The organism is Rhizobium sp. NPDC092011 (assembly GCF_044756305.1).
In the GTDB taxonomy this organism is placed as follows: Bacteria; Pseudomonadota; Alphaproteobacteria; order Rhizobiales; family Rhizobiaceae; genus Rhizobium.
In genome coordinates this window covers 42,224-63,447 of the sequence record NZ_JBIVSO010000005.1, presented here as the reverse complement: position 1 = coordinate 63,447, position 21,224 = coordinate 42,224, and the positions used below count along the sequence as shown (strand labels likewise).

22 protein-coding genes are annotated in these 21,224 nt (G+C 61.0%); 9 read left to right on the top strand and 13 right to left on the bottom strand.

What is annotated here, in order from left to right; genetic code table 11:
- Positions 1-13: 13 nt before the first annotated feature.
- From ACIQJ2_RS21450 to ACIQJ2_RS21435, 4 genes are all read right to left on the bottom strand, one after another.
- Positions 14-1,162 (bottom strand): efflux RND transporter periplasmic adaptor subunit, encoded by a 1,149-nt coding sequence (locus tag ACIQJ2_RS21450; RefSeq protein WP_400678022.1) that lies wholly within the window; start codon positions 1,160-1,162, stop codon positions 14-16.
- A gap of 59 nt (positions 1,163-1,221) precedes the next feature.
- On the bottom strand, positions 1,222-1,830 hold the full coding sequence (locus ACIQJ2_RS21445; protein ID WP_184711394.1) for a TetR family transcriptional regulator: 609 nt from the start codon (positions 1,828-1,830) through the stop codon (positions 1,222-1,224).
- Positions 1,831-2,060: 230 nt separating this feature from the next.
- The gene (locus tag ACIQJ2_RS21440) at positions 2,061-2,540 is read right to left on the bottom strand and encodes a hypothetical protein (protein WP_400678024.1); all 480 of its coding nucleotides are present in this window, start codon (positions 2,538-2,540) and stop codon (positions 2,061-2,063) included.
- A gap of 114 nt (positions 2,541-2,654) precedes the next feature.
- The gene (locus ACIQJ2_RS21435; protein WP_400678025.1) at positions 2,655-3,086 is read right to left on the bottom strand and encodes an OsmC family protein; all 432 of its coding nucleotides are present in this window, start codon (positions 3,084-3,086) and stop codon (positions 2,655-2,657) included.
- A 344-nt stretch (positions 3,087-3,430) separates the two neighbouring features.
- Between ACIQJ2_RS21435 and ACIQJ2_RS21430 the strand changes: the two genes are divergently transcribed.
- Together ACIQJ2_RS21430 and dgoD are read left to right on the top strand one after the other, a co-directional pair.
- Positions 3,431-4,225: a FadR/GntR family transcriptional regulator gene (locus tag ACIQJ2_RS21430; protein WP_400678026.1), complete on the top strand. Its 795-nt coding sequence runs from the start codon at positions 3,431-3,433 to the stop codon at positions 4,223-4,225.
- A gap of 25 nt (positions 4,226-4,250) precedes the next feature.
- Positions 4,251-5,399 (top strand): galactonate dehydratase, encoded by a 1,149-nt coding sequence (dgoD, locus tag ACIQJ2_RS21425; RefSeq protein WP_400746585.1) that lies wholly within the window; start codon positions 4,251-4,253, stop codon positions 5,397-5,399.
- Positions 5,400-5,797: 398 nt separating this feature from the next.
- On the opposite strand, the gene ACIQJ2_RS21420 is transcribed toward dgoD, so the two are convergent.
- The 6 genes from ACIQJ2_RS21420 to ACIQJ2_RS21395 form a co-directional block, all read right to left on the bottom strand.
- On the bottom strand, positions 5,798-6,514 hold the full coding sequence (locus tag ACIQJ2_RS21420) for a Bax inhibitor-1/YccA family protein (protein WP_199149756.1): 717 nt from the start codon (positions 6,512-6,514) through the stop codon (positions 5,798-5,800).
- A gap of 22 nt (positions 6,515-6,536) precedes the next feature.
- The gene (locus ACIQJ2_RS21415; protein ID WP_199149757.1) at positions 6,537-7,307 is read right to left on the bottom strand and encodes an anti-sigma factor; all 771 of its coding nucleotides are present in this window, start codon (positions 7,305-7,307) and stop codon (positions 6,537-6,539) included.
- Positions 7,294-7,833: a sigma-70 family RNA polymerase sigma factor gene (locus ACIQJ2_RS21410; protein ID WP_199149758.1), complete on the bottom strand. Its 540-nt coding sequence runs from the start codon at positions 7,831-7,833 to the stop codon at positions 7,294-7,296. The genes ACIQJ2_RS21415 and ACIQJ2_RS21410 overlap by 14 nt, the downstream gene beginning before the upstream one ends.
- A gap of 64 nt (positions 7,834-7,897) precedes the next feature.
- On the bottom strand, positions 7,898-8,821 hold the full coding sequence (locus ACIQJ2_RS21405; protein WP_400677608.1) for a bestrophin family protein: 924 nt from the start codon (positions 8,819-8,821) through the stop codon (positions 7,898-7,900).
- Positions 8,822-8,954: 133 nt separating this feature from the next.
- Positions 8,955-9,704, bottom strand: a complete 750-nt coding sequence (gene msrA, locus ACIQJ2_RS21400; protein ID WP_400677607.1) for a peptide-methionine (S)-S-oxide reductase MsrA — start codon at positions 9,702-9,704, stop codon at positions 8,955-8,957.
- A gap of 120 nt (positions 9,705-9,824) precedes the next feature.
- Entirely contained in the window at positions 9,825-10,034 is a 210-nt protein-coding gene (locus tag ACIQJ2_RS21395) for a SlyX family protein (RefSeq protein WP_184711376.1), read from the bottom strand.
- A gap of 234 nt (positions 10,035-10,268) precedes the next feature.
- On the opposite strand from ACIQJ2_RS21395, the gene ACIQJ2_RS21390 reads away from it, so the two are divergent.
- The 5 genes from ACIQJ2_RS21390 to ACIQJ2_RS21370 are packed head-to-tail and all read left to right on the top strand — an operon-like array spanning position 10,269 to position 15,305.
- Positions 10,269-11,105, top strand: a complete 837-nt coding sequence (locus tag ACIQJ2_RS21390; RefSeq protein ID WP_400677606.1) for a metallophosphoesterase family protein — start codon at positions 10,269-10,271, stop codon at positions 11,103-11,105.
- The gene (locus ACIQJ2_RS21385; RefSeq protein WP_400677604.1) at positions 11,102-12,265 is read left to right on the top strand and encodes an ABC transporter ATP-binding protein; all 1,164 of its coding nucleotides are present in this window, start codon (positions 11,102-11,104) and stop codon (positions 12,263-12,265) included. The genes ACIQJ2_RS21390 and ACIQJ2_RS21385 overlap by 4 nt, the downstream gene beginning before the upstream one ends.
- Complete coding sequence (locus ACIQJ2_RS21380; protein WP_400677602.1) at positions 12,258-13,181, top strand: carbohydrate ABC transporter permease; 924 nt, start codon at positions 12,258-12,260, stop codon at positions 13,179-13,181. The genes ACIQJ2_RS21385 and ACIQJ2_RS21380 overlap by 8 nt, the downstream gene beginning before the upstream one ends.
- A complete protein-coding gene (locus tag ACIQJ2_RS21375) occupies positions 13,178-14,014 on the top strand; it encodes a carbohydrate ABC transporter permease (RefSeq protein WP_400677601.1) in 837 nt (278 codons plus the stop codon). Before ACIQJ2_RS21380 ends, ACIQJ2_RS21375 begins: the two co-directional genes overlap by 4 nt.
- A 25-nt stretch (positions 14,015-14,039) precedes the next feature.
- Positions 14,040-15,305 (top strand): ABC transporter substrate-binding protein, encoded by a 1,266-nt coding sequence (locus ACIQJ2_RS21370; protein ID WP_400677599.1) that lies wholly within the window; start codon positions 14,040-14,042, stop codon positions 15,303-15,305.
- A gap of 143 nt (positions 15,306-15,448) precedes the next feature.
- Here ACIQJ2_RS21370 and ACIQJ2_RS21365 read toward each other — a convergent pair whose 3' ends face one another.
- Positions 15,449-16,426, bottom strand: coding sequence for a substrate-binding domain-containing protein (locus ACIQJ2_RS21365; protein WP_199149771.1), 978 nt, complete (start codon positions 16,424-16,426; stop codon positions 15,449-15,451).
- 254 nt (positions 16,427-16,680) lie between these two features.
- On the opposite strand from ACIQJ2_RS21365, the gene ACIQJ2_RS21360 reads away from it, so the two are divergent.
- Positions 16,681-17,601, top strand: coding sequence for a YncE family protein (locus tag ACIQJ2_RS21360; protein ID WP_400677598.1), 921 nt, complete (start codon positions 16,681-16,683; stop codon positions 17,599-17,601).
- 136 nt (positions 17,602-17,737) lie between these two features.
- Here ACIQJ2_RS21360 and ACIQJ2_RS21355 read toward each other — a convergent pair whose 3' ends face one another.
- Positions 17,738-18,190, bottom strand: coding sequence for a MarR family transcriptional regulator (locus ACIQJ2_RS21355; RefSeq protein WP_199149766.1), 453 nt, complete (start codon positions 18,188-18,190; stop codon positions 17,738-17,740).
- Between the two features lie 77 nt (positions 18,191-18,267).
- On the opposite strand from ACIQJ2_RS21355, the gene ACIQJ2_RS21350 reads away from it, so the two are divergent.
- Positions 18,268-19,428 (top strand): FAD-dependent oxidoreductase, encoded by a 1,161-nt coding sequence (locus tag ACIQJ2_RS21350; protein ID WP_400677597.1) that lies wholly within the window; start codon positions 18,268-18,270, stop codon positions 19,426-19,428.
- A 71-nt stretch (positions 19,429-19,499) separates the two neighbouring features.
- Here the strand turns inward: ACIQJ2_RS21350 and ACIQJ2_RS21345 are convergent, their stop codons facing one another.
- On the bottom strand, positions 19,500-21,086 hold the full coding sequence (locus tag ACIQJ2_RS21345) for an aldehyde dehydrogenase (NADP(+)) (protein WP_400677595.1): 1,587 nt from the start codon (positions 21,084-21,086) through the stop codon (positions 19,500-19,502).
- Positions 21,087-21,224: the final 138 nt, after the last annotated feature.

The following is a 21,224-nucleotide window of genomic DNA, read 5'->3' as shown; positions in this document are numbered from 1 at the left end:
TTCTCAATCCGGGTCAGCGTACGACATCCGCCGAAGCGGCTTTGGTTTCAGCGGAGGCCTGCTGGGCTGAATCAGCCGGGAGCTTGACCTTCATATTCTCGGTCATGAACTGCGTGCCGGCAGCGACGACAACGTCTCCGGCCTTGAGGCCGTCGGCAACCCTCACGCCGTCATCGGCGAAATCGGCAACCTTGATGGCGCGGGAATGAACCGTACCGGCGCTGCGATCGACGAGCCAGACGATCTTCTGCCCGTCCTTTTGCGCAAGAGCGCTGAGCGGAATTGAGACAAAGGGTTGGGTGTTGTCAGCAAGCGCCTCGATCGTCGCAGTCATGCCGAGCAGCACGCGCGGATCGTTCGGCAGGCTGACGCGCACCGCGAAGGTACGCGACTGGTCGGCACTGCCGGAGACTTCCCGCACCTTTCCATCCAGCACGAGAGCCGAGTCGGACCAGAAGCGCGCCTTGACGTCCTTGCCCACCTTGAATTGGGCGATGTCCATTTCCGGCACCGCAACCTGTACTTCCTTTTCGCCGTCGACAGCGACGGTAATAACGGGCGTGCCGGAGCTGACCACCTGGCCGACATCTGCGTTCACCGAAGTGACGATACCGTTCAGGTCTGAAGTCAGGTCCGCATAGGCAACCTGGTTCTTCGCCTCGGTCAGTGCCGAGTTAGCCGAGTCGCGCGTCGAAACAGCCTGCTCGTAGGAAAGTTCGGCCTGTTCGAGCTGCGATTTCGAGGTAACGTTCTTGCTGAAAAGCGCCTGAGCGCGATTGCGGGCAAGCTCAGCCGTCTGCACCTGCTTTTCGGCCGCATCCAGATCTGCCTGGGAGCGACGCACTGCAAGCGTATAGTCAGTCGCATCGATGCGAGCGAGCACGTCGCCGGGCTTCACCTTCTGGCCGATATCCACCTTGCGCTCGACGATCTTGCCGTTGATCCGGAAGCCGAGGTTCATGTCGGTGCGCGCCTTGACTGCGCCCGAATAGTCGAGCTTGCGCGTCGTGTCCGCCTTGGCGATCTCGACCACTTTCACCGGCCGGATGACCTCCGCCGTCTCTTCCTTCTTCTCATTGCAGCCCGCAAGCCCGAGCCCAAGGGCGGCAATCAGCGCCGCGCCGGCAACGGTGCGTAGGGTGTTGGTCGTCAGCGAAACCATGTCGCTCTCCTAGTCGAACAAAAGAGTGAAAGCGCGCCGGCCATCCGGTGCGCGCGTCGTTATTTCTTCAAAGCCCTGATGGCGAATTCGATGATATCTTCGGGCCTGGCCTCGTGGGTCTTGTTGAGGCACTGTGCCACCATCTGCGGGTGACAGAGATTGACGGTTGCCGCGCCGTAGCACATGGCTGCGATATGCGGATCCTGCTCCACGAACTCGCCGGCGGCGATCCCCTCGGCGATGATCTCGCCAGTCAGCTCCTGGATGCGTTCGATGAATTTTTCGATGACGTGCCATTCGCGTTCGATGGCGACAACGACCATCTCATGCACCTTCTGCTCATCGAGCATGTTCTCCACGGTTATTCTGTATTGACCCATCGTGTAGGCCCGCAGCCGGTCGGCCGCGCTGATCGGCTGTTTGCGGATCGCAAGCGCCATCTGGTAGCTCTGCTCAAGCATCCGCCCGCAAATGGCCTGATGGATCTCCGTTTTCGAACCGAAGAAACGATAGATATTCGCCGTCGACATGCCGAGGTCGCGGGCAATGTCGGCCACGTTGGTCTTGCTATAACCGTAGTGGCGAAAGAGTTTTTCGGCCGCATCGAGAATGCGCGCGATGTTTTCCTGGCGCGCAGGGTCGGCGCTGACATCGGGAAGATCGAGCATGAACAGAACCTGATGGTTTACGAGTGACGATTTTCAATTTTCGTCACTCGTAAACCATCAAGGCACCGATGTCAACGAAATCGCCCACAACCGCAGGCAGTTTTTGGATGCTAATGAATATGCCGAGGATGCGCCCGACAACCTGAAACAAGGGTTAAGTGATCGCAAAACGCTCCGCGCAATCGCGCAGAAGCGTCCCAAATTCCGCTGCGCGAGCAGCAGAAGTCGGATCAGATACCGATAAGTCTCGGGCGGAAGCGACGAATGCTGAAATAACCCACAAGCAGACAGGCCACCAGCAGCGCCAGTTGTGCCGCAACGATCGGCGGTTCATTGCCGTTTGGCGCCAGCACGTTGAGTACCGGTATCTTCTGAAACGACTGTATGATCAGCACCAGACAGTTGAAGAAGAGCAGTACCAGGGCACCCACCACGAAGACAGCGCGCCAGATGCCGGCAAGATGAAACCTGTACCGCGCAAGTGCCGTTGGTATGAAGATGAGAACACAGAGGCTGCCGACAATGATTGCCGGCGTGACGCCGTGAAACGGGAACAGAAAACCCGTCAGACTGGTGAGGATGGTCGTGACCATATAGACCATGGTCGACCGGTCGTGGCGGTTGGCGGTAAGAAAGCCCTGAGCGACGACGACGCCACTGACAATGGCAATCAAGCTTATAACGACGTGAATGAAGAGAATTCCAGACATTCGCCTCTCCCTTGAGCACTGCATTCCGATGAATGACAGCCCAATGCCCGAATGCGGAATATATACCAAACGCGCCGCGCCAACCAGCGCGGCGCAAGCGCCGAAACAGCCGGTTTAGGCGGCGTGAACTTCGAGCGAGATCGGAACGGATGCAAGCGCCTTGGAAACCGGGCACCCGGCCTTGGCCTTGTTGGCGAGCTCGGTGAACGTGGCCTCGTCAGTGCCGGGAACCTTGCCCTTCAGCGTCAGATGGATCGCAGTAATGGCAAAGCCACCTTCGACGCTTTCCAGCGTTACCTTGGCCGTGGTTTCCATGCTCTCGGCCGTGAAGCCCGCCTCGTTGAGAATGAGCGACAGAGCCATGGTGAAGCAGCCAGCATGCGCTGCCCCGATCAGTTCTTCCGGATTGGTGCCGGGCACGCCTTCGAAGCGGCTGGCAAAACCATATGGATAACTGTTGAGCGCGCCGCTCTGGGTGGAGATCTGGCCTTTGCCATCCTTCAAACCGCCGGACCATTGAGCCGAACCTGTACGATTGATCTGCATGTCGTCCTCCTTGTCGTTGAGCTGAGCTTTGGAAGCAGAATCTTCGCCTCCCGCGATGATCCGGCAGCGGCGCATTCACGCGGGCCGCGTGGACATCCTAATCCTTCTATCCGTCGAAGACGACGCCGCCATAACAGGAACGGCGCCGACTTTGACAAAGCGCAAGACAGCGGATTGTTCCCATCTTCGATGGGTTGATGCCGTTTAATCATCATACAATATCATTGCTAATGTATGATGATTGAAGTATCCTGCTGTCCATACGAAAAGCGCTTGGGTATCGGCTTCATATGCCCGACATCGCAAGATATTTCCCGAGCGCACGCTGGTCCGGAGGAAATAGGGTGGATTCGCTTGAAGGACAGGGGCATGGCTCTTCAACTCAGCCAGCGCGCCGCCCCCGCGTCCGCAAGAATGTGACAGCCTCGATCGCCGAAGACATCTGCTCGGAACGTTATCCCTCGGGCTCGACATTGCCGCGGGAAAACGATCTCTGCACGATGTATGGCGTCAGCCGCACGGTGATCCGAGAATCCCTCAAAGTGCTGGAATCAAAAGGCCTTGTGCGCGGCAAGCCGCGCATCGGCACCACGGTTTGCGACAAGGACGACTGGAACATCCTCGATCAGGACGTGCTCGAATGGATGGGACCTTACATTACAGGTCTGGACATTCTCAGCTCCATCCTCGAGGCGCGCCGCACCATCGAACCCGTTGCCGCCGAGTATGCCGCCGAGCGCGCCACCGCCCAGGAAATTGCCGATCTCGACAATGCCTGGCGGCAGATGCGCGATAGCGGTGACGACCCCGAGAGCTTCACCGAAGCCGATGTGACCTTTCATAAGGTGCTGCTGAGCGCCAGCCACAATCAGGTGTTCCGCCGCCTGTCGAGCGTCATGCATGCGGGCCTCAAATATGCACTGCACGCCTCGAATGTCGCCGCCCGGAGCCGCGACGAAGCGATCGTCGTGCATGGACAGCTGGTGGAGGCACTACGCCTGCGCGACCGCGCGGCCGCCCGTGACTGCGCCAATCGCATGCTCGATCTCGCTGCCCGCGACCTTGCCGCCGAACAAAGGCCAGAGGGTGCGCGAAATGCAAATTCAGAACCCCCGACCTCCGCGGCACCGCGCCGCTGATACAAGCCGAAGTGGAAGCAATCCCATGAAGATCACGAAACTGACGACCTACATAGTGCCGCCACGGTGGCTGTTCCTGAAGATCGAGACGGATGAAGGCATCGTCGGCTGGGGCGAGCCGGTGGTAGAAGGCCGGGCGCTGACCGTTCAGGCCGCCGTCCACGAGCTTGAGGACTACCTGATCGGCAAGGATCCCTTCCTGATCGAGGATCACTGGAACGTCATGTACCGCGCCGGCTTCTATCGCGGTGGCGCCATCCATATGTCGGCACTTGCCGGCATCGACCAGGCGCTCTGGGACATCAAGGGCAAGGCTCTCGGCCAGCCGATCCACTCGTTGCTCGGCGGCCAGGTGCGCGACAAGATCAAGGTTTACTCCTGGATAGGCGGCGACCGTCCATCCGACGTCGCCAACAATGCCAAGGAGGTCGTTGCCCGCGGCTTTAAGGCGATCAAGCTCAACGGCTGCGAGGAAATGCAGATCGTCGACACATACGACAAGGTGGAGAAAGCGGTCGAAACCATCGCAACCATCCGCGAGGCGATCGGCCCCTATATCGGCATCGGCGTCGATTTCCACGGCCGCGTGCATCGTCCGATGGCCAAGGTGCTCGCCAAGGAGCTTGAGCCCTATAAGCTGCTGTTCATCGAGGAGCCGGTGCTCTCGGAAAACCGCGAGGCGCTGAAGGAAATCGCCAATCATTGCTCGACGCCGATTGCGCTTGGCGAGCGGCTCTATTCGCGCTGGGACTTCAAGTCGGTGCTGTCGGACGGCTATGTCGACATTCTCCAGCCCGACCTCTCCCATGCCGGCGGCATCACCGAATGCCGCAAGATCGCGGCCATGGCCGAAGCCTATGACGTGGCGCTCGCCCCGCATTGCCCGCTTGGCCCGATCGCCCTTGCCGCCTGCCTGCAGGTCGATGCCGTCAGCTACAATGCCTTCATCCAGGAGCAGAGCCTCGGCATCCACTACAACAAGGGCAACGACATCCTCGACTACATCTCCAACAAGGAGGTGTTCCACTATGCCGACGGCTTCGTCTCGATCCCGCAGGGTCCGGGCCTCGGTATCGAGGTGGACGAGGCCTATGTCATCGAGCGTGCCAAGGAAGGCCATCGCTGGCGCAATCCCGTCTGGCGTCACGAGGACGGCAGCGCTGCCGAGTGGTAGGATTGCGGCCCTCTCCTGACGGACGACGGGCCTGACATCCAAAAATGATGGAAGGCCCGGTTGCAGCAGATCTGCGCTACCGGGCCTTTTCTTTGACCAGTGCTCTTCTTATTCCGGCACCTTTCCCCTTTGCCGCTCGGCGGCGAAGATGGTTACGAAATCAGGCCCTTCAGCAAGTCGGCCTCGCCGCCCCTCGGTGGTGCAGCGAAACTCCCGACGATTCGCCTCGGGCCGGTTTCCCATTCCTAAAAAAAATAGCGCCTGCAGTATCGGCGCAGATACTGCAGGCGCGTCATGCGTCTCAACAAGCCCCCAGGGAGACGCATTCCCAGAGCATGATCACCAAAGGCGTGGAGTGCCCTTTAGCTGAGATCACGCTCAAGTAGGCAATTTCAGACTTACTCCCGTTCGCCGGTAAGGTTCAGCAGCAACTGGAAGATGTTGACGAAGTTCAGGTAGAGCGACAGGGCACCGAAGACGGCGAGCTTCTGCTGCGATTCCTGGTCGTGGTTCTCGGCATACTGTTCCTTGATGTTCTGCGTATCCCAGGCGGTCAGGCCGACGAAGACGACGATACCAATCACCGAGATGGCAAACTGCAAGGCGCTGGAACCAAGGAAGATGTTGACGATGCTGGCGATGATCACACCGAACAGGCCCATCATCAGGAACGAGCCGATGTTGGAAAGGTCACGCTTCGTCGTGTAGCCGTAAAGGCTGGTCGCGCCGAACATGGTCGCGGCGATGAAGAAGGTGCGTGCAATGCTCGTGCCGGTGAAAACCAGGAAGACAGATGCCAGCGACAGGCCCATGACCGCGCAGAATGCCCAGAACATCATCTGTGCCGTGCTTGCCGACATCGTCTGGATGCGGAACGAGAAGAAGAACACGAAGGCGAGCGGCGCCAGCATGACGACCCACTTCAGCGGCGTCTGGAAGATCGGCACGTAGAGCGCCGGTGTCGTGCCGACGATCATCGCGACGATGCCCGTCAAGACCAGGCCGATACCCATGTAGTTATAGACGCGCAGCATATGCTGGCGCAGACCTTCGTCGAAGAGCGCCTGCGAGCCTGCGCCGGCTCCGTAGCCGTATCGCGGATTGGTCGGATTCATGGTCGTTCTCCTTTAATTCAAACTAGTACAGGCTGCGGGCAAGCTTCTTGGCATCGCCATCGAGCTGCCCCGCCTTGCCGTTGCCGATCAATGCATAGGCGACTTCGCCGATCTGCCAGTAGGCAGCCTGGACGTCGTCACGCTTGACATGACTGACTTCCTGGACGGCAAAATTGCCCGGACGGACGGCGAAAAGTGACAAATGCCCGTCTTCACCGGCATCGACCATCATCTCGACGCTCGGACCGAATTCGGACGGATAAATCTGCGCATCGGTGACGCGCCAGTCGCCCGGCAGATCCGGCAGGACGATCGCCGTCGATGCACGGATTTCTTCCGGATTGTAATTCTCGGCCGCCGTTTGCGGCTTGATCTCTTCCCGCACTGCGGTCGTCTTGTAGGCGCGCACCGCATCGTCGACGAAAGCCGGGGCCGGCACGGAGGCATTGACCGCGCTTGCCGTAAAGGCACCGAAAGACGTATGCGCGACCCAACCGGTCATCACCAGCATGGCAACGGCGGCAACGCGCTGGAACGAGCTGAACATGCGCCCGTAGACGAGCCCACGCTCCAGCCGCCGTGCGGCTTCGCGGGTTTCCGCCTTCAGCACAGGGTTTTCGCCGGCCAACGCCATACGCAATTCGCCGCGAATGCTCATATCCGCCATCACCTTGGCGGCGATCTCCGGATGCTCCGAAAGATAGGATTCCACCTCGACACGGCGCGCGACCGACAACTCGCCATCAACATAGGCGTCGAGATCGGTATCGATGATCGGATCAACGTTTTTCATTGCCGCCTCCCTCGATAAGCCGCAGATGTGAAACCTTGGAGCTAGCCTCCTCGAAATTGCGCAGGCTGGCGCGAGCCCGCGCAATGCGGGACATCAGCGTGCCGACTGGAATGCCGAGGGCGGCTGCCGCCTCCTGATAGGAGAGATCCTCGATCGCCACGAGATGCAGCGCCTCGCGCTGCTCCTCGGGCAGACCGAAGAAGGCTTCGCGGACCTGGCTCAACCGCACAGTATGGTCCTGCGGAGCAGGCAGTGCAGGCTCGATCTCAGCAGCAGCTTCCTCATGACGACGGTTCAGCGACTTCTTCTGGCGAATGCGGTCGATGTGCACATTGTGCAGGATCGACAGAAGCCAGGTTCGCAGATTGCCGTCACGCCGGAAAGACGCCTTCCGCTCATAGGCCTTGACCAGCGCATCATGCACCAGATCTTCGGCCTCGTCCGCATTGCGCACGAGCGAGCGGGCGTAACGTCTCAGCGAACCGAGCTGCCCCAAAACATCGAATGTGCGTCCTTTGCGTTCCATACACCTATATACGGAAGCACTCCGGATTCTATTCCATGGCCCGCCGAATATTTTTGCTGATTTTTTACATCAGCACGAAATCCTTAGGCTGCGGCAGCGGCGGCAGGTCGGTTTCGCCGAGCGCTTCGCGCAGATTGATCTCGATCGTGTCGGCAAGAGCGCCGATGGCGAGCGCATTGGGACGACGGCCGAAAGGATCCTCCAGCTCGTCGCCCAAGGCATCGAGGCCGAAGAACGTATAGGCGATCAAAGCCGTGACGAAGGGCGAGCCCCAGCCGAGCGTGTCGACATAACCGAAGGGCAGAAGGAAACAGAAAAGATAGGCGGTGCGATGCAAAAGCAGCGTGTAGCCAAACGGCAGCGGCGTGTTGCGGAGACGCTCGCAGGCAGCCTGGGCGGCCCCCATCTGGCCGATCGTGATATCCAGCATCTGATACTGGATATCCGAAATTGCGCCTGACGCCTTCAATCGCGCGAGATCAGCGCACATGAGGCGCAGAATGAGATCGGGCCCGTTGCGGGCTGCCTGGTAGAACTCGGCCTCGCTTGGGGTTAGCAGGCGCAACACCTTGCCCTCGTCGCTGCCGGGCCGCAGAAGACAGACCAGCGCCTGCGCGAAAGCCATCGTCAGGCGCAGCAGGGTCTTGCGTGCCTCGACGCCCGGTTCGCCCGCGCTCTCCAGCACCAGTGTCTGGCGCGCGAAACCGCGCGTGAGATAGACGAGCTGCCCCCAGTCCTTGCGGCCCTCCCACCAGCGATCGTAGCAGGCATTGTTGCGGAAACCGAGGAAGATCGAAAGCGCGATGCCGAGCAGCGAAAGCGCCGACCCGTTGAATGAAATGATGAGGTGCGGCCGTTCCTCATGCCCCCAGACGATGAGCATGGACAGAAGGAAGATGGCGATGATCTGCGGCAGAATGCGCCGGATGATCGAACCGCGAAGGATGAAGAAAAGCTGGAAAAGATTCGGCCGGTCGCGGACGATCATGGCGAAGCGCACTCTCGATGAATGTCAGGTCGCGCAGAAATACACCAGACGGGCAGAGAGTAACGAGCATTTCTTGCAAGGCGGCCGTGACCGGCGGACATCGCTCGCCGCCGGTCAGCCGATCACAGGTCGGTCAGTTCGCGCTGGCGCTCGCCGCAACCAGAACCGGGTCGGCGCGATAGTCCTTGGGAAACAGATGCTGCAGGTTCTTGATCTTCGGCAGATCGTTGATGACGATATAGGGATAGGTCGGATGCGTCGTCAGAAAGTCCTGATGATAGGCCTCGGCCGCATAGAATTGCTTGGATGGTTCAATCTTGGTGACGATCGCTGCGTCGAAGACCTTCGCATGGTTGAGCTGGTCGATATAGGCCTTGGCGACATCGGCCTGTTCCTGACTGCTCGGGAAAATCGCCGAGCGATACTGCGTGCCGCTGTCGGGACCTTGGTAGTTCAATTCGGTCGGATCATGCGCCACAGAGAAATAGATTTGCAGCAGATGGCCGTAGCTGACTTTGTGCGGATCGAAGACGATGCGCACGGATTCGGCATGGCCGGTATCGCCATCGCTCACCATTTCGTAATGCGCTGCATCCTTGCCGCCGCCGGCATAGCCTGACGTGGCGCTGATGACGCCGTTGACATGCTGGAACACGCCCTGCACGCCCCAGAAACAGCCGCCGGCAAGCACAATGGTTTCCGTCCCCGAAGCCGCCTTCTCGTCCATGGCCGGCGCGGGGATGACGCGCGCATTTTCGGCCGAAGCGCGGCCGACGAATTGCAGCGCGAAACCGCCGACCAGCACCGCTGCAGCCGTCATGCCGGCAAAGCGGGCGACACGCCCCGAATAAATGCGGATGAGGTCCGTCGATAAAGTCTTCATGATGATTTCCTCTCGACCGCGATGGCAAATGCTTCGGTCACAAGGGAATACGGGAAGACAGGCACTTTTGTTACACACGCCCGCGTGAAACACTGAAACGTGAAGATGAAGCGGCGCGGATCAGTAGTGCGGCGGCTTGGTGATAGCCGGCGCATCGAGCGACTGCTCCTCCAATGTCAGGAAGCGCTCCGTCAACCGATCGAGCTTCTGGCGCGTCTGCTCGACGACCTTCCATTGCTCCGCGAGCTGGTCGGACAGCTCCTCGATCGTCTTTGCCTGATAGGCGACCGTTTCTTCGAGTGTCGTGATGCGGCTCTGTTCGTCTGACATATCCAATCCTCTTCGGCAGCGATCTATATCACCGATCCCGGCGCGTACAGGCCCCTATTCGCCATGGCCAGCGGCGGCATCGTTTGACGGTGATGTGACAAAACTGAAAAACAGCTGAAAAGACCCGTTACCTTCCTGACATGGGCGCCTTCTAAAGAGAGCGCAGAGACGCGCCGGTTTGAAGGGAATCCCCTTTTGCAGGCGCGTGATTTCTGACGACTCCGGAGACGCGCCTTGAAGATCATCCAGATCACCGACACCCATTTGAGCCCGAACAAGCCGCATTTCAACGGCAATTGGGAGCCGCTGGCAAAATGGATCGAGGCGAGCGGCGCCGATCTCGTTATTCACACCGGCGATCTGAGCGTCGATGGCGCCGACAAGGACGAAGATCTCATCTTCTCCGTGGAGATGATGCGCCAGGTATCGGTGCCGATGCTGATCGTCCCCGGCAATCACGACGTCGGCCACTTGCCCGGCTCCCATCAGCCTGTCAATCCCGAGCGACTGGACCGCTGGCGCCGTCTGGTCGGCCCCGATTATTGGGCAAAGGATGTCGACAACTGGCGCCTGATCGGCCTCAACAGCCTGCTGATGGGCTTTGACGATGCCGAAGAGCACAAGCAGTTCGACTGGCTTCAGGAGATGCTCGAAAGCCGTGGCGAACGCCGCGTCGCAATCTTTGCCCATAAGCCGCTCTTCGTCGATGCGCCCGATGAAGGCGATACCGGTTACTGGAGCGTGCGTCCGTCGCAGCGCCGCCGTCTCTACGATCTGATATCAGCCCATGACGTCGCCCTCTTCGGCAGCGGCCACCTTCACTGGACCTGGGAAGGCCGCTTCAACGATACGAATCTGGTCTGGGCACCGCCCGGCGCCTTCATCCTCGACAAGATGGAACGGGAAATGCCCGGCGAAAGGCTGATCGGCGCGGCGATCCACGACCTTGGCGAGACGGCATCGACCGAGATTGTCGCCGTACCCGGCATGACCGCCTACTTCCTCGATGACGTCGTCATGGAAGTCTATCCACTGGCCGCCCCGAAGCTTCAGAAGGAGCCGACCGAATGAGCGCACTCTCGCTTCGCGGCATCGCCAAATCCTTCGGCGGCAACGCAATCCTCAAAGGCGTCGACCTCGAGGTCGAGCCCGGCGAATTCATTGCCCTCGTCGGCCCATCCGGCTGCGGTAAGAGCACGCTGCTGCGCATCCTCGCCGGCCTCGACCATGCCGATAGCGGCGAAATCGTCCTTGGCGGCAACGATGTCTCCGGCGTCGCCGCGGCGGATCGCAACATTGCCATGGTCTTTCAATCCTATGCGCTCTATCCGCATCTGACGGCCTCGGAAAACATCGCCGTGCCGCTCGCCATGCGCCGCCTGTCGCGTGTACAGCGCCTGCCTTTCCTCGGTTCGCTGATCCCCGGCCAGCGCGCGGCGCGCACCGGCATCATCCGCGACGTCCGCGAAATGGCCGTCTCGCTGAAGATCGACCACCTGCTCGACCGCAAGCCCGGCCAGATGTCCGGCGGCCAGCGTCAGCGCGTGGCGCTTGCCCGCGCCATGGTGCGTCGTCCCGCCGTCTTCCTCATGGACGAACCGCTCTCCAATCTCGACGCCAACCTACGCGTCCACGCCCGCGGCGAGATCGTCGACCTGCACCGCCGCGCCGGCGTGCCGACGGTCTATGTCACTCATGATCAGGCAGAAGCACTGTCGATGGCCGACCGCGTCGCCGTTATGATCGGCGGCCAGTTGCTGCAGCTTGCCTCGCCGCAGACGATCTATGACGATCCCGCGCATATCGAAGTCGCCCGCTTCGTCGGCCAGCCGCGCATCAATCTCCTGCCGGCGCTTGCGGAAAACGGCGTCGTGGCCTTCGGCGGCATACGCCTGGCGCTCGAAGACAGCAGCTTTACCGGCAACAATGTCACGCTCGGCATTCGCCCGGAATTTGTGAGCCTCGCTCAGAATCGCCAGGATGCGCTCGCAGCCCATATCGAGCGCATGGAATTCCTCGGCTCCGAGGTCATCCTCTACGCCAAACTTGACGCCATCGGCGAAACCATGATCGTCAAGCTCGCCCCGGCCGAGGCCGCCGGCCTCTCTGCCGGCATGCCCGTCGCACTCTCGCTTGCAGCCGAGCAGGCCCTGGTTTTTGCCGAAGACGGCCGTCGCCTGCGCGCTGTCCCGACGACCGTTGATGCCCGCAGGAAGAAGGCGCATGGCTAGCATTGCCGCCACGTCCCTGCCAATGCAGACGGCCGCGGTCCGCGAACGAAGCGAAGCTCGTACGGCTCTCCTCTTCGCGCTACCCGCCATCATCCTGATCGTCCTCTTCATCATCGCGCCGATCATCGCCGTCGTCGTACTCGGCTTCACGGATTTCCAGCTCGGCGACAAAAGTCTGCGTTTCGTCGCCTTTGAAAACTACGCGCATCTGCTCAAAGATCGCGCATTCATCAAATCGCTCTGGAATACGGCGACCTATACGGCCATCGTCGCACCCGTCTCGATCTTGCTCGGCCTCGGTGTCGCGCTTTTGATCGAAAGCGAAGGCATCGGCCGCAGCTTCTTCCGCACGGCCTATTTCCTGCCCGTCGCCTCGCTGATCGTCGCGATGGCGACCGTCTGGCAGTATCTTTTCCATCCCACGATCGGCCCCATCAACGCGCTACTCGGCGAGATCGGCGTGCGCGGACCGAACTGGCTCGGCTCGTCGGCGACGGCGCTCTATAGCCTTTCGATCATCGGCGTCTGGCAGTCGGTCGGCTTCAACATGGTGTTGTTTCTCGCCGGCCTGACCGCCATCCCACGCGAGCTTTACGCCGCAGCTGAAGTGGATGGCGCGAAATCGTCATTCGACCGCTTCTGGCTGGTGACCTGGCCGATGCTCGGGCCGACGACGCTCTTCGTCACCACGATCAGCATCATCAATGCGGTGAAGGTGTTCGACACCGTGAAGGCCCTGACCGATGGCGGCCCGAACCATGCCTCGGAAGTCCTGCTCTTCACCATCTACCAGGAGGGCTTCGTCTATCTCCGGGTGGGCTATGCCTCGGCGATGACCACGGTCTTTCTCGCCATCCTCGTGGTGCTGACCTTCCTGCAATATCGCGTCCAAGACCGGCAGGTGCATTACACATGACCTCGATAGGCTTCACTCCCGGCCGCATCCTGCGCCTCGCGATTCTGATCCTCGGCTCGCTCATCTTCCTGGCGCCCTATATCTTCATGATCTCGACTGCCGGCAAGGCGCAGGACGATATCTTCACCTCGGCGCTGAAGCTGATCCCGACACATTTCTTCTACGTCGAGAACATCGCCAAGGCGCTGAGCAAGGTTTCGATGGGCACGCTGCTGTTCAACGGAGTCCTCGTCTGCGGCCTGATCTTCTTCTTCCAGGTGCTGATCGCCATTCCCTGCGCCTATGCCATGGCAAAGCTGAAGTTCCCGGCGGCCCGCATCATGATGGTGCTGATCATGCTCGGCCTGCTGATCCCGATCCATGCGACGGCGCTGCCGCTCTATGTCGGCTTCAACAACCTGTCGCTCCTGAACAGCTACACGGCTCTCGTGGCACCTTTCTCGATCTCGGTCTTCGCGATCTTCATGTTCCTACAGTTCTTCCGCGCCATGCCTGACGATCTGATCCATGCCGCTCGTCTCGACGGCATGTCGGAACTCGGCATCGTCGCCCGCGTCATCGTGCCGAATGCCTGGCCGGCGGTCACGGCCTTCGCGATCTTCTCTGTCGTCGCGCACTGGAACGACCTCTACTGGCCGCTGATAGTTATCAGCAAGCAGGACTATTTCACGCCACCGCTGGGCCTCATGTATTTCCGTGCGGCCGAAGCCGGCGACGACTACGGCGCGCTCATGGCGGCAACCCTCATCATCACCCTTCCCCTCGTCGCGGCATTCCTGCTCGCACAGAAGCGTTTCGTCGAGGGCATCACAATGACCGGTCTCAAAGGCTGATCGGTTCGACAACGGAGAACGAGCGATGAAGCATATCACCCAGATTCTCGCCGCCGCGGCCATTTCAATGGTCGTGACGGTCCCGGCCTACGCCGAAACGACCCTAACGGTTCACTACCCCATGCCCGGCTTCTTCAAGAACGTGATGGACACGATCTCGAAGAAGTTCATGGAGGAAAACCCCGACATCAAGATCCAGTTCGCCGCTCCTTCGGCCACCTATGAGGAAGGTATCCAGACCATCCTGCGTCAGGCCGGCACCAGCGAAATGCCTGACGTGACCTTTATCGGCCTCAACCGCCTGCGCATGATGGACGAGCGCAACGTCGCCGTCGACCTTGGCCCCCTCGTCAAGAAAGAGGGCAACATGGCCGAGAAAGGCTTCTCGGATACGATCCTGAAGCTCGCCCAGGTCAAGGGCAAGCAGGTCGGCCTCGCTTTTGCGACCTCCAACCCGATCATGTACTACAACGCCGATCTGGTGAAGGCTGCCGGCGGCAACCCGGACAACCCGCCGAAGACCTGGGATGAAGTCATCGCACTCGCCGGCAAGATCAAGGCGCTCGGCAACGGCGTCGACGGCATGGACTTCCGTTGGCAGGGTGACGACTGGATGTTCTCCGCCCTCCTCTTCGGCGCAGGCGGCAAGATGCTGAGCGACGACGAAAGCAAGGTCGCCTTCAACGGTCCGGAAGGACAGAAGGCCGTCGAGATGATCCAGCGCTTCGTCAAGGAAGGCGGCATGCCGGTCTTCACCAAGGCTGCCGGCGAACAGGCCTTCGCTGCCGGCAAGGTCGGCTTCGAATTCCAGACCACCGGTGCTCTCGTCAACACCATCAAGAATGTCGGCACCAAGTTCGACCTGCGTACCGCCAAGATCCCGCTGATCGACCCGGTCAACGGTCGCCTTCCGACAGGTGGCAACGCGGTCGTCATCCTGACCCATGATCCGGTCAAGGAAGAAGCCGCCTGGAAGTTCGCCAAGTTCGCCGCCGGCCCCTATGGCGCCTCCGTCGTCGTTCCCGGCACCGGCTACGTTCCGAACAACGAGCTGGCTGCCAAGTCGGCCGAATATCTCGGCGATTTCTACAAGAAGAATCCGCTGTTCCAGGCCGGCCTTAGCCAGATGCCGATCATGGCACCGTGGTATGCCTTCCCGGGTGCCAACGGCGTCAAGGTCACGCAGACCATCGTCGACAATCTCTCGCGTATCGTCGACGGCTCGGCCGCACCGAGGGAGGCTCTTGATGATGCCGCCTCCGACGTCGAAGGCATGCTGCCGCGCAGCTGATCGCCGGATCGGGCTTGAAATCGGCGCCGCTTCCCAAGGGAGGCGGCGTTTTCGCGTTTCGAAGACAGGTGGAGGTGCTCCGTCTCTCTGTCTTCACGCAATTGCGGACGCGAGACCGCCGCGCTTTTTTTGCCAAAATTGTTCTAGATGGCGAGGTTGCGCACGGTGCCACCCGGGCGTAGCCGGTAGGGAACGATGAGGTGGCGGGGCGGGGCTGCATTTTCCGCCATGTCGAGCAGCAGCGAGGCCGCCGCCGCGCCCATGGTGCCGTCCGGAATCTCCACCGTGGTCAGCGAAACCTCGCCCAGAAAACCAAGGGAAATGCCGTCGAAGCCCGCAACCGAAATATCCTGCGGGATGGAAAAACCCTGCCGCCGCAGTGCGCCCATCACTCCTAAAGCCAGAAGGTCGTTGGAAGCGATGATCGCTGTGGGACGCAGGCGCGAGATCGCATCCGAAAGATCGAGCTGCTCCAGACTGTTCACGAAGGAGATCTCAAGCGCACCGAGAGGTTCCTGCCCCGCCGCCTCCATCGCCTTGACATAGCCGACATACCGCAGCTTCGCTCGATCGGATGCGGAAAAGTGGCCGGAGATGAATAGAATGCGGCGATGGCCCTTTTGCAGGAGATGTTCCGTCAGATCCCGGCCCGCACCGAAATTATCCGTCGCAACCGCTGCGCCACAGCGCGCCGTCGGCGGGTTCCCAAGCAGAACGGTCGGCGGCAGGGCGGATGACAAGGCAAGGCTGCGCTCGGCATCGCAGACGGTCAGGATGAGCCCGGTCGGCTGCTGCTGCAACAACGAGGCGACGGCATCCGCCTCCTGCGCCGGATCATAGTTCGATTGCGCGATCAGAACGCTGTGGCCGGCATGAACGGCCCTGTTCTGAATACTGGAAAGCGATGCGGCAAAGACCGGGTTCGTGATGCTGGGAATAAGCACGCCGATCGCCGGCCGGCCGCTGCCGGTGCGGCCAGCTGCACGATAGCCAAGCTCCGCCGCCGCCCGGCGCACGCGCCGCACCATCTCGTCGCTGACGGGACCGTTGCGATTGAGCACGCGGCTCGCGGTTGCGACTGAACAGCCGGCACGAAAAGCGACCTGCTGGAGCGTCGACACGATATCAAGCACCTCCGGCTTCGGACTTCAGCCCCCGATTGGAACAGCCCCTGGAAATGATGGGGATTTATATCGAAGCAATGACAGTTATTTGACGGCGCATTGCTGCGTCCATCGCGCCCTCGCCCTTGAAGTTTGCTGCAACGCAGCAGATGTTCATTGTGATCGCAGCGACGAATGAAGCTGTCATCAACCGATGCCATGATTGCCGCGCTGTAATCCGCAGATCCGCCCCCCCTCGAAAGGATGCTCTCATGTCAGAAGCAGAAGCACGGACGCCTGCCATCTCCGCCGACAGGACTGAACGATTGTTCTTCCTCGATATCAACGATGGACGAATTCTTTCTTCCTCCATCGACGGCACCGATCTCAAGCTCATCGTCCAGCGCTCGGGCCGCAGCCCGGACGGCATTCTCGTCGATAGCGAGAATGGCTGGATCTACTGGACGGAAATGGGCAACGACTACAACGCCCATGACGGCTCGATCGAACGCATGGACCTCGACGGTGGCAACCACGTTACGCTGATCCCGCCGGGTAGCACGCTGGTTACGCCGAAGCAGATCCAGCTCGATCGCGACAATGGCAAGCTCTATTGGTGCGATCGCGAGGGGATGCGCGTGATGCGCGCCAATATCGACGGCAGCGACATCGAAACCCTCGTGCAGAATGGCGATAGCCCGGAAGACAGCGCCGATATCGAGCGCTGGTGCGTCGGCATCGCCCTCGACCTGCCGCTCGGTCAGATCTATTGGACCCAGAAGGGACCGCCGGATGCCGGCCTCGGCCGCATCTTCCGCGCCGGCATCAATATCCCCGCTGGCGAAACCGCCACAAACCGCAGCGATATCGAGGTCCTCCTCGACAAGCTGCCGGAGCCGATCGATCTCGAACTGGATCTTGCCACCCGCACGATCTACTGGACCGACCGCGGCAATCTCCCGCGCGGGAATACCGTCAACCGCGCCGAGATGGACGATATCGCCGCAACGTCGGAGGTCATTCTCGAAGGCCTGGACGAAGGCATCGGCCTGTCGCTCGATCTGCCGAACAATCGCATGTTCTTCACCGACATCGGCGGCAATCTCTATTCCGCGAGCCTGGACGGCTCTGGCGAGCGGGAACTGCTGCACCATGCCGGCTCGTTCACCGGCATCGTCTACGCAGAAATCTGAATTCAAACCGCCGTGTGTGCGCGAACCTGCGCGTCCAGAGCAACTCCAGGAAAACTGATCAGCAGTTTTCCGTCCGGATTTGCGTCAAAATAGGAAGATGGAGCGCTTTCGCGATTCGAAGGGAAGCGGAAGTGCTCTAAGACGCATCCTCCTCGGCCACCATCCGATCCAGATTCTGGTTCAGCCGGCGCATCAGTTGAACGAGCGTCTGCACTTCATCGGCGCTGAAGCCCGAGAGAACCCGCTCCCGCCCCTCCTCCAGAGCCTGGCGCGCAGCCGGAAGCTTCGCCACCGCTTCTTCCGTCAACGATATGAGGCTGCTTCGGCCATCCGCCGGATCGGGCGTGCGCCGGATGAGCCCGTCCCGCTCCATGCGCGCCAGCATCTGCGCCATTGACGGCTGCTCGATCTTGGCGAATTTCGCCAGATCCTTCTGTGACATCTGCGCCCCGTTGCGGAGCATGTAGAGCACCGGCAACTGGCCGATGTTGAAGCCCAAAGCCTTCACCCGCCGCTCGCCGAGACGTGAGAAGGCGCGCGACGCCATATTGATGAGCGGCACCGGCGTATCGAACAAATCCCAATCCATCACTTCCTCGTCACTTGAATAGGCACCTATGTTGATTTATATAGGTACCTATCTACGAAATTGTGAGAACCCTGTCCATGACATCTTATCCCCGTATCGCCATCATCGGCGCCGGCCCTGGTGGCCTGACGCTGGCTCGCATCCTCCATCGGGCCGGCATGCCGGCGACGGTCTTCGAGCGCGAGGAACACGCGCTTGCGCGGCCACAGGGCGGCACGCTCGACCTGCACGCCGAATCCGGCCAACTCGCACTGCGCCGCGCCGGTCTCTATGAAGAGTTCCTGGCAATCGCCCGCTACGAGGATCAGGGAAGCCGGCTCTACGATAAGAACGCCAAGTTGCTCTTTGCCGATGACGATGCCGCTCAATCCGACAGGCCCGAGGTCGATCGCACGGCGCTGCGGAATATCCTGCTCGCCTCGCTACCTGAAGATTTCGTGCGCTGGAACCAGGGCCTGCGTGAGGTGCGTCCGCGCGACGACGGCACGTATGATCTTGTCTTCGAAACCGAAATCGTCGGACCCTTTGATCTCGTCGTCGGCGCCGATGGCAGCTGGTCCAAGGTCAGGCCGCTGGTGTCCTCCTACCGACCGCAATATAGCGGCATCACGTTCATCGAATTCGGCATCGACGATATCGATGCGAGCCACCCCGATCTCGCTGCTCTCGTCGGCCGCGGAAAGATCGGCATCGAGGCTGACGGACGGGGTATGATCGTTCAGCGCAACGGCAATTCCCATGTCAGAGGTTATGCGATCTTTCGCGTGCCGACCGACTGGGCCGAGAAGACGTTCGACTTTGCCTCACCGGCGAAAGCCCGCGTACGGCTCGCCGCAGAATTCGAAGGCTGGGCGCCGGAGATCATCGGCCTCATCGACGCCAGCAACGACCATATCGTTTCACGGCCGATCCACGCACTTCCCGTCGGCCACCATTGGCAGAACCGCCTCGGTATAACGCTCCTCGGCGATGCCGCCCATGTGATGTCGCCCTTCGGCGGCGAAGGCGTCAACGCCGCCATGCTGGATGCCGCGGAACTGGCCCGCCAGCTTCTTGAAAACGCCGACTGGAAAGACGCCGTCAAGGCCTATGAAGCCGACATGTTCGAGCGCGTCATCGAGCCGGCCGCACAGGCGGCCGAAGCCGTTGCCACCGAGCTTTCACATCTTGGAGCGGAACTCTCCCTCCAGCACTACAAGGCCCATCTCGAAGCCCGCCTTCAGAGCTCGGCAGCCTAGCATCGGGCAAAAGAAAAGCGGGCCGATATGGCCCGCTCCGAGTACCTTATCTATCGCATCGAGATGGCGGCTTAGTTGCCCTTGCGCACGCCGTCGAGAAGATGCGGCAGCGACTTGACGCCTTCATCGCGAAGCTCCGATGGCAGCAAGCCCTCCGGCAGATCCTGATAGGAAACCGGACGCAGGAAGCGTCGGATAGCCAGCGTGCCAACCGAGGTCGTGCGGCTGTCCGAGGTTGCCGGGAAAGGTCCGCCATGCACCATGGCGTGGGAGACTTCCACGCCGGTCGGCCAGCCATTGGCGAGAATGCGCCCGGCCTTGCGCTCAAGAACCGGCACCAGCTTGGCGGCCGCAGCATAGTCATCCGCCTCGATCTGCAAGGTCGCCGTCAGCTGGCCCTCGAGCTTTTCCGCAACCGCGATCATCTGGTCGATGTCCTTGCAGCGGACCAGAAGGCTGGCGGAACCGAAAACTTCATGTCCCAAGCGCTCATCCGCCAGGAACTGTTCGACGTCAGTCTCAAAGAAGATGCCCGGGCTGCGATTGACGCCTTCAGCCGGCGCGCCATGGGCGACTGTCTTCACCGCCTCATGCTCCGCCAGAGCGGCAACGCCCTTATCGAAGGCGGCGTGAATGCCCGGCGTCAGCATCGGTGCCGGCGCACGTCCGCTCAAGGCATCGCCGGCTGCCTGGACGAAGCGGTCGAGATCGGAATTCTCGATGGCAAAAATCAGGCCCGGATTGGTGCAGAATTGGCCAGCGCCAAGCGTCAGCGAATCGATGAAGCCTGTGCCGATCGCCTCGGCGCGAGCCGCAAGCGCGGCCGGAAACAGGAAGACGGGATTGACGCTGCTCATTTCGGCATAGACCGGGATCGGCTCCGGACGAGCAGCCGCAATCGCGCCAAGTGCCATGCCGCCGCCGCGCGAACCGGTGAAGCCCACCGCCTTGATACGGGGATCGCGCACCAGTGCAGCACCGGTCTCGTTGGCGCCGGTCAGCAACGAGAACGTACCTTCCGGCAGGCCACATGCTGAAACGGCGGCACGAATGGCCCGCCCCACCAGCTCGCCCGTGCCCGGATGGGCAAGGTGGCCCTTGACGACGACCGGGCAGCCGGCGGCAAGCGCCGAAGCCGTGTCACCGCCGGCGACCGAGAAGGCGAGCGGAAAATTGCTGGCGCCGAAGACGGCGACCGGACCAAGCGGGATCTGGCGCAGGCGCAGATCGGCGCGTGGCAGCGGCTGGCGCTCCGGCAAGGCAGGATCGATACGCAGATCGAGCCACTCGCCGGCGCGGACCACTTGCGCGAACAGCCGAAGCTGGCCAACGGTGCGGGCACGCTCGCCCTGCAGGCGCGCCACCGGTAGTCCCGTCTCCTGCGTCGCCCGCTCGATCAGCGCGTCGCCGATGTCCATGATGCTGTCGGCAATCTTTTCCAGGAAAGCCGCCCGTTGTTCCGGGCTGGTGGCGCGATAGGTATCGAATGCCTGGGCGGCCAATTCGCAAGCCCTCGCCACCTCGGTCTCGCTGGCGATCGCAAACGCCGGCTCCAGATTGGCGCCGGTTGCCGGATTGATGGCATGCGCGGTTCTGTTAGTGCCGGTGGAATCTGCACCGATCAGCAAATCGCCGCGAATCTCGAAAGACTGTGTCATGGGTATTCCTTGATGATGTCGAAGCACGGAGGGTGCGCTCGCGAAAGCAGATAGCAGGACGGGGTGACAGATGTAAGATGATAATCGTCATCTAATTATCAAGGCCAAAACAACGGGATCGCGACGGCAGCGACCTTT

What these genes read in the sequence shown, in the direction of transcription:
- dgoD (WP_400746585.1), top strand. Translation starts at nt 4,251, where the DNA reads ATGAAGATCACGAAACTGACGACCTACATAGTGCCGCCACGGTGGCTG.
- ACIQJ2_RS21395 (WP_184711376.1), bottom strand. Translation starts at nt 10,034, where the DNA reads ATGTCAGACGAACAGAGCCGCATCACGACACTCGAAGAAACGGTCGCC.
- ACIQJ2_RS21375 (WP_400677601.1), top strand. Translation starts at nt 13,178, where the DNA reads ATGACCTCGATAGGCTTCACTCCCGGCCGCATCCTGCGCCTCGCGATT.
- ACIQJ2_RS21415 (WP_199149757.1), bottom strand. Translation starts at nt 7,307, where the DNA reads ATGAAAAACGTTGATCCGATCATCGATACCGATCTCGACGCCTATGTT.
- ACIQJ2_RS21405 (WP_400677608.1), bottom strand. Translation starts at nt 8,821, where the DNA reads ATGATCGTCCGCGACCGGCCGAATCTTTTCCAGCTTTTCTTCATCCTT.
- ACIQJ2_RS21370 (WP_400677599.1), top strand. Translation starts at nt 14,040, where the DNA reads ATGAAGCATATCACCCAGATTCTCGCCGCCGCGGCCATTTCAATGGTC.
- ACIQJ2_RS21445 (WP_184711394.1), bottom strand. Translation starts at nt 1,830, where the DNA reads ATGCTCGATCTTCCCGATGTCAGCGCCGACCCTGCGCGCCAGGAAAAC.
- ACIQJ2_RS21410 (WP_199149758.1), bottom strand. Translation starts at nt 7,833, where the DNA reads ATGGAACGCAAAGGACGCACATTCGATGTTTTGGGGCAGCTCGGTTCG.
- ACIQJ2_RS21360 (WP_400677598.1), top strand. Translation starts at nt 16,681, where the DNA reads ATGTCAGAAGCAGAAGCACGGACGCCTGCCATCTCCGCCGACAGGACT.
- ACIQJ2_RS21435 (WP_400678025.1), bottom strand. Translation starts at nt 3,086, where the DNA reads ATGCAGATCAATCGTACAGGTTCGGCTCAATGGTCCGGCGGTTTGAAG.
- ACIQJ2_RS21345 (WP_400677595.1), bottom strand. Translation starts at nt 21,086, where the DNA reads ATGACACAGTCTTTCGAGATTCGCGGCGATTTGCTGATCGGTGCAGAT.
- msrA (WP_400677607.1), bottom strand. Translation starts at nt 9,704, where the DNA reads ATGAAGACTTTATCGACGGACCTCATCCGCATTTATTCGGGGCGTGTC.
- ACIQJ2_RS21450 (WP_400678022.1), bottom strand. Translation starts at nt 1,162, where the DNA reads ATGGTTTCGCTGACGACCAACACCCTACGCACCGTTGCCGGCGCGGCG.
- ACIQJ2_RS21420 (WP_199149756.1), bottom strand. Translation starts at nt 6,514, where the DNA reads ATGAATCCGACCAATCCGCGATACGGCTACGGAGCCGGCGCAGGCTCG.
- ACIQJ2_RS21380 (WP_400677602.1), top strand. Translation starts at nt 12,258, where the DNA reads ATGGCTAGCATTGCCGCCACGTCCCTGCCAATGCAGACGGCCGCGGTC.
- ACIQJ2_RS21440 (WP_400678024.1), bottom strand. Translation starts at nt 2,540, where the DNA reads ATGTCTGGAATTCTCTTCATTCACGTCGTTATAAGCTTGATTGCCATT.
- ACIQJ2_RS21350 (WP_400677597.1), top strand. Translation starts at nt 18,268, where the DNA reads ATGACATCTTATCCCCGTATCGCCATCATCGGCGCCGGCCCTGGTGGC.
- ACIQJ2_RS21385 (WP_400677604.1), top strand. Translation starts at nt 11,102, where the DNA reads ATGAGCGCACTCTCGCTTCGCGGCATCGCCAAATCCTTCGGCGGCAAC.
- ACIQJ2_RS21355 (WP_199149766.1), bottom strand. Translation starts at nt 18,190, where the DNA reads ATGGATTGGGATTTGTTCGATACGCCGGTGCCGCTCATCAATATGGCG.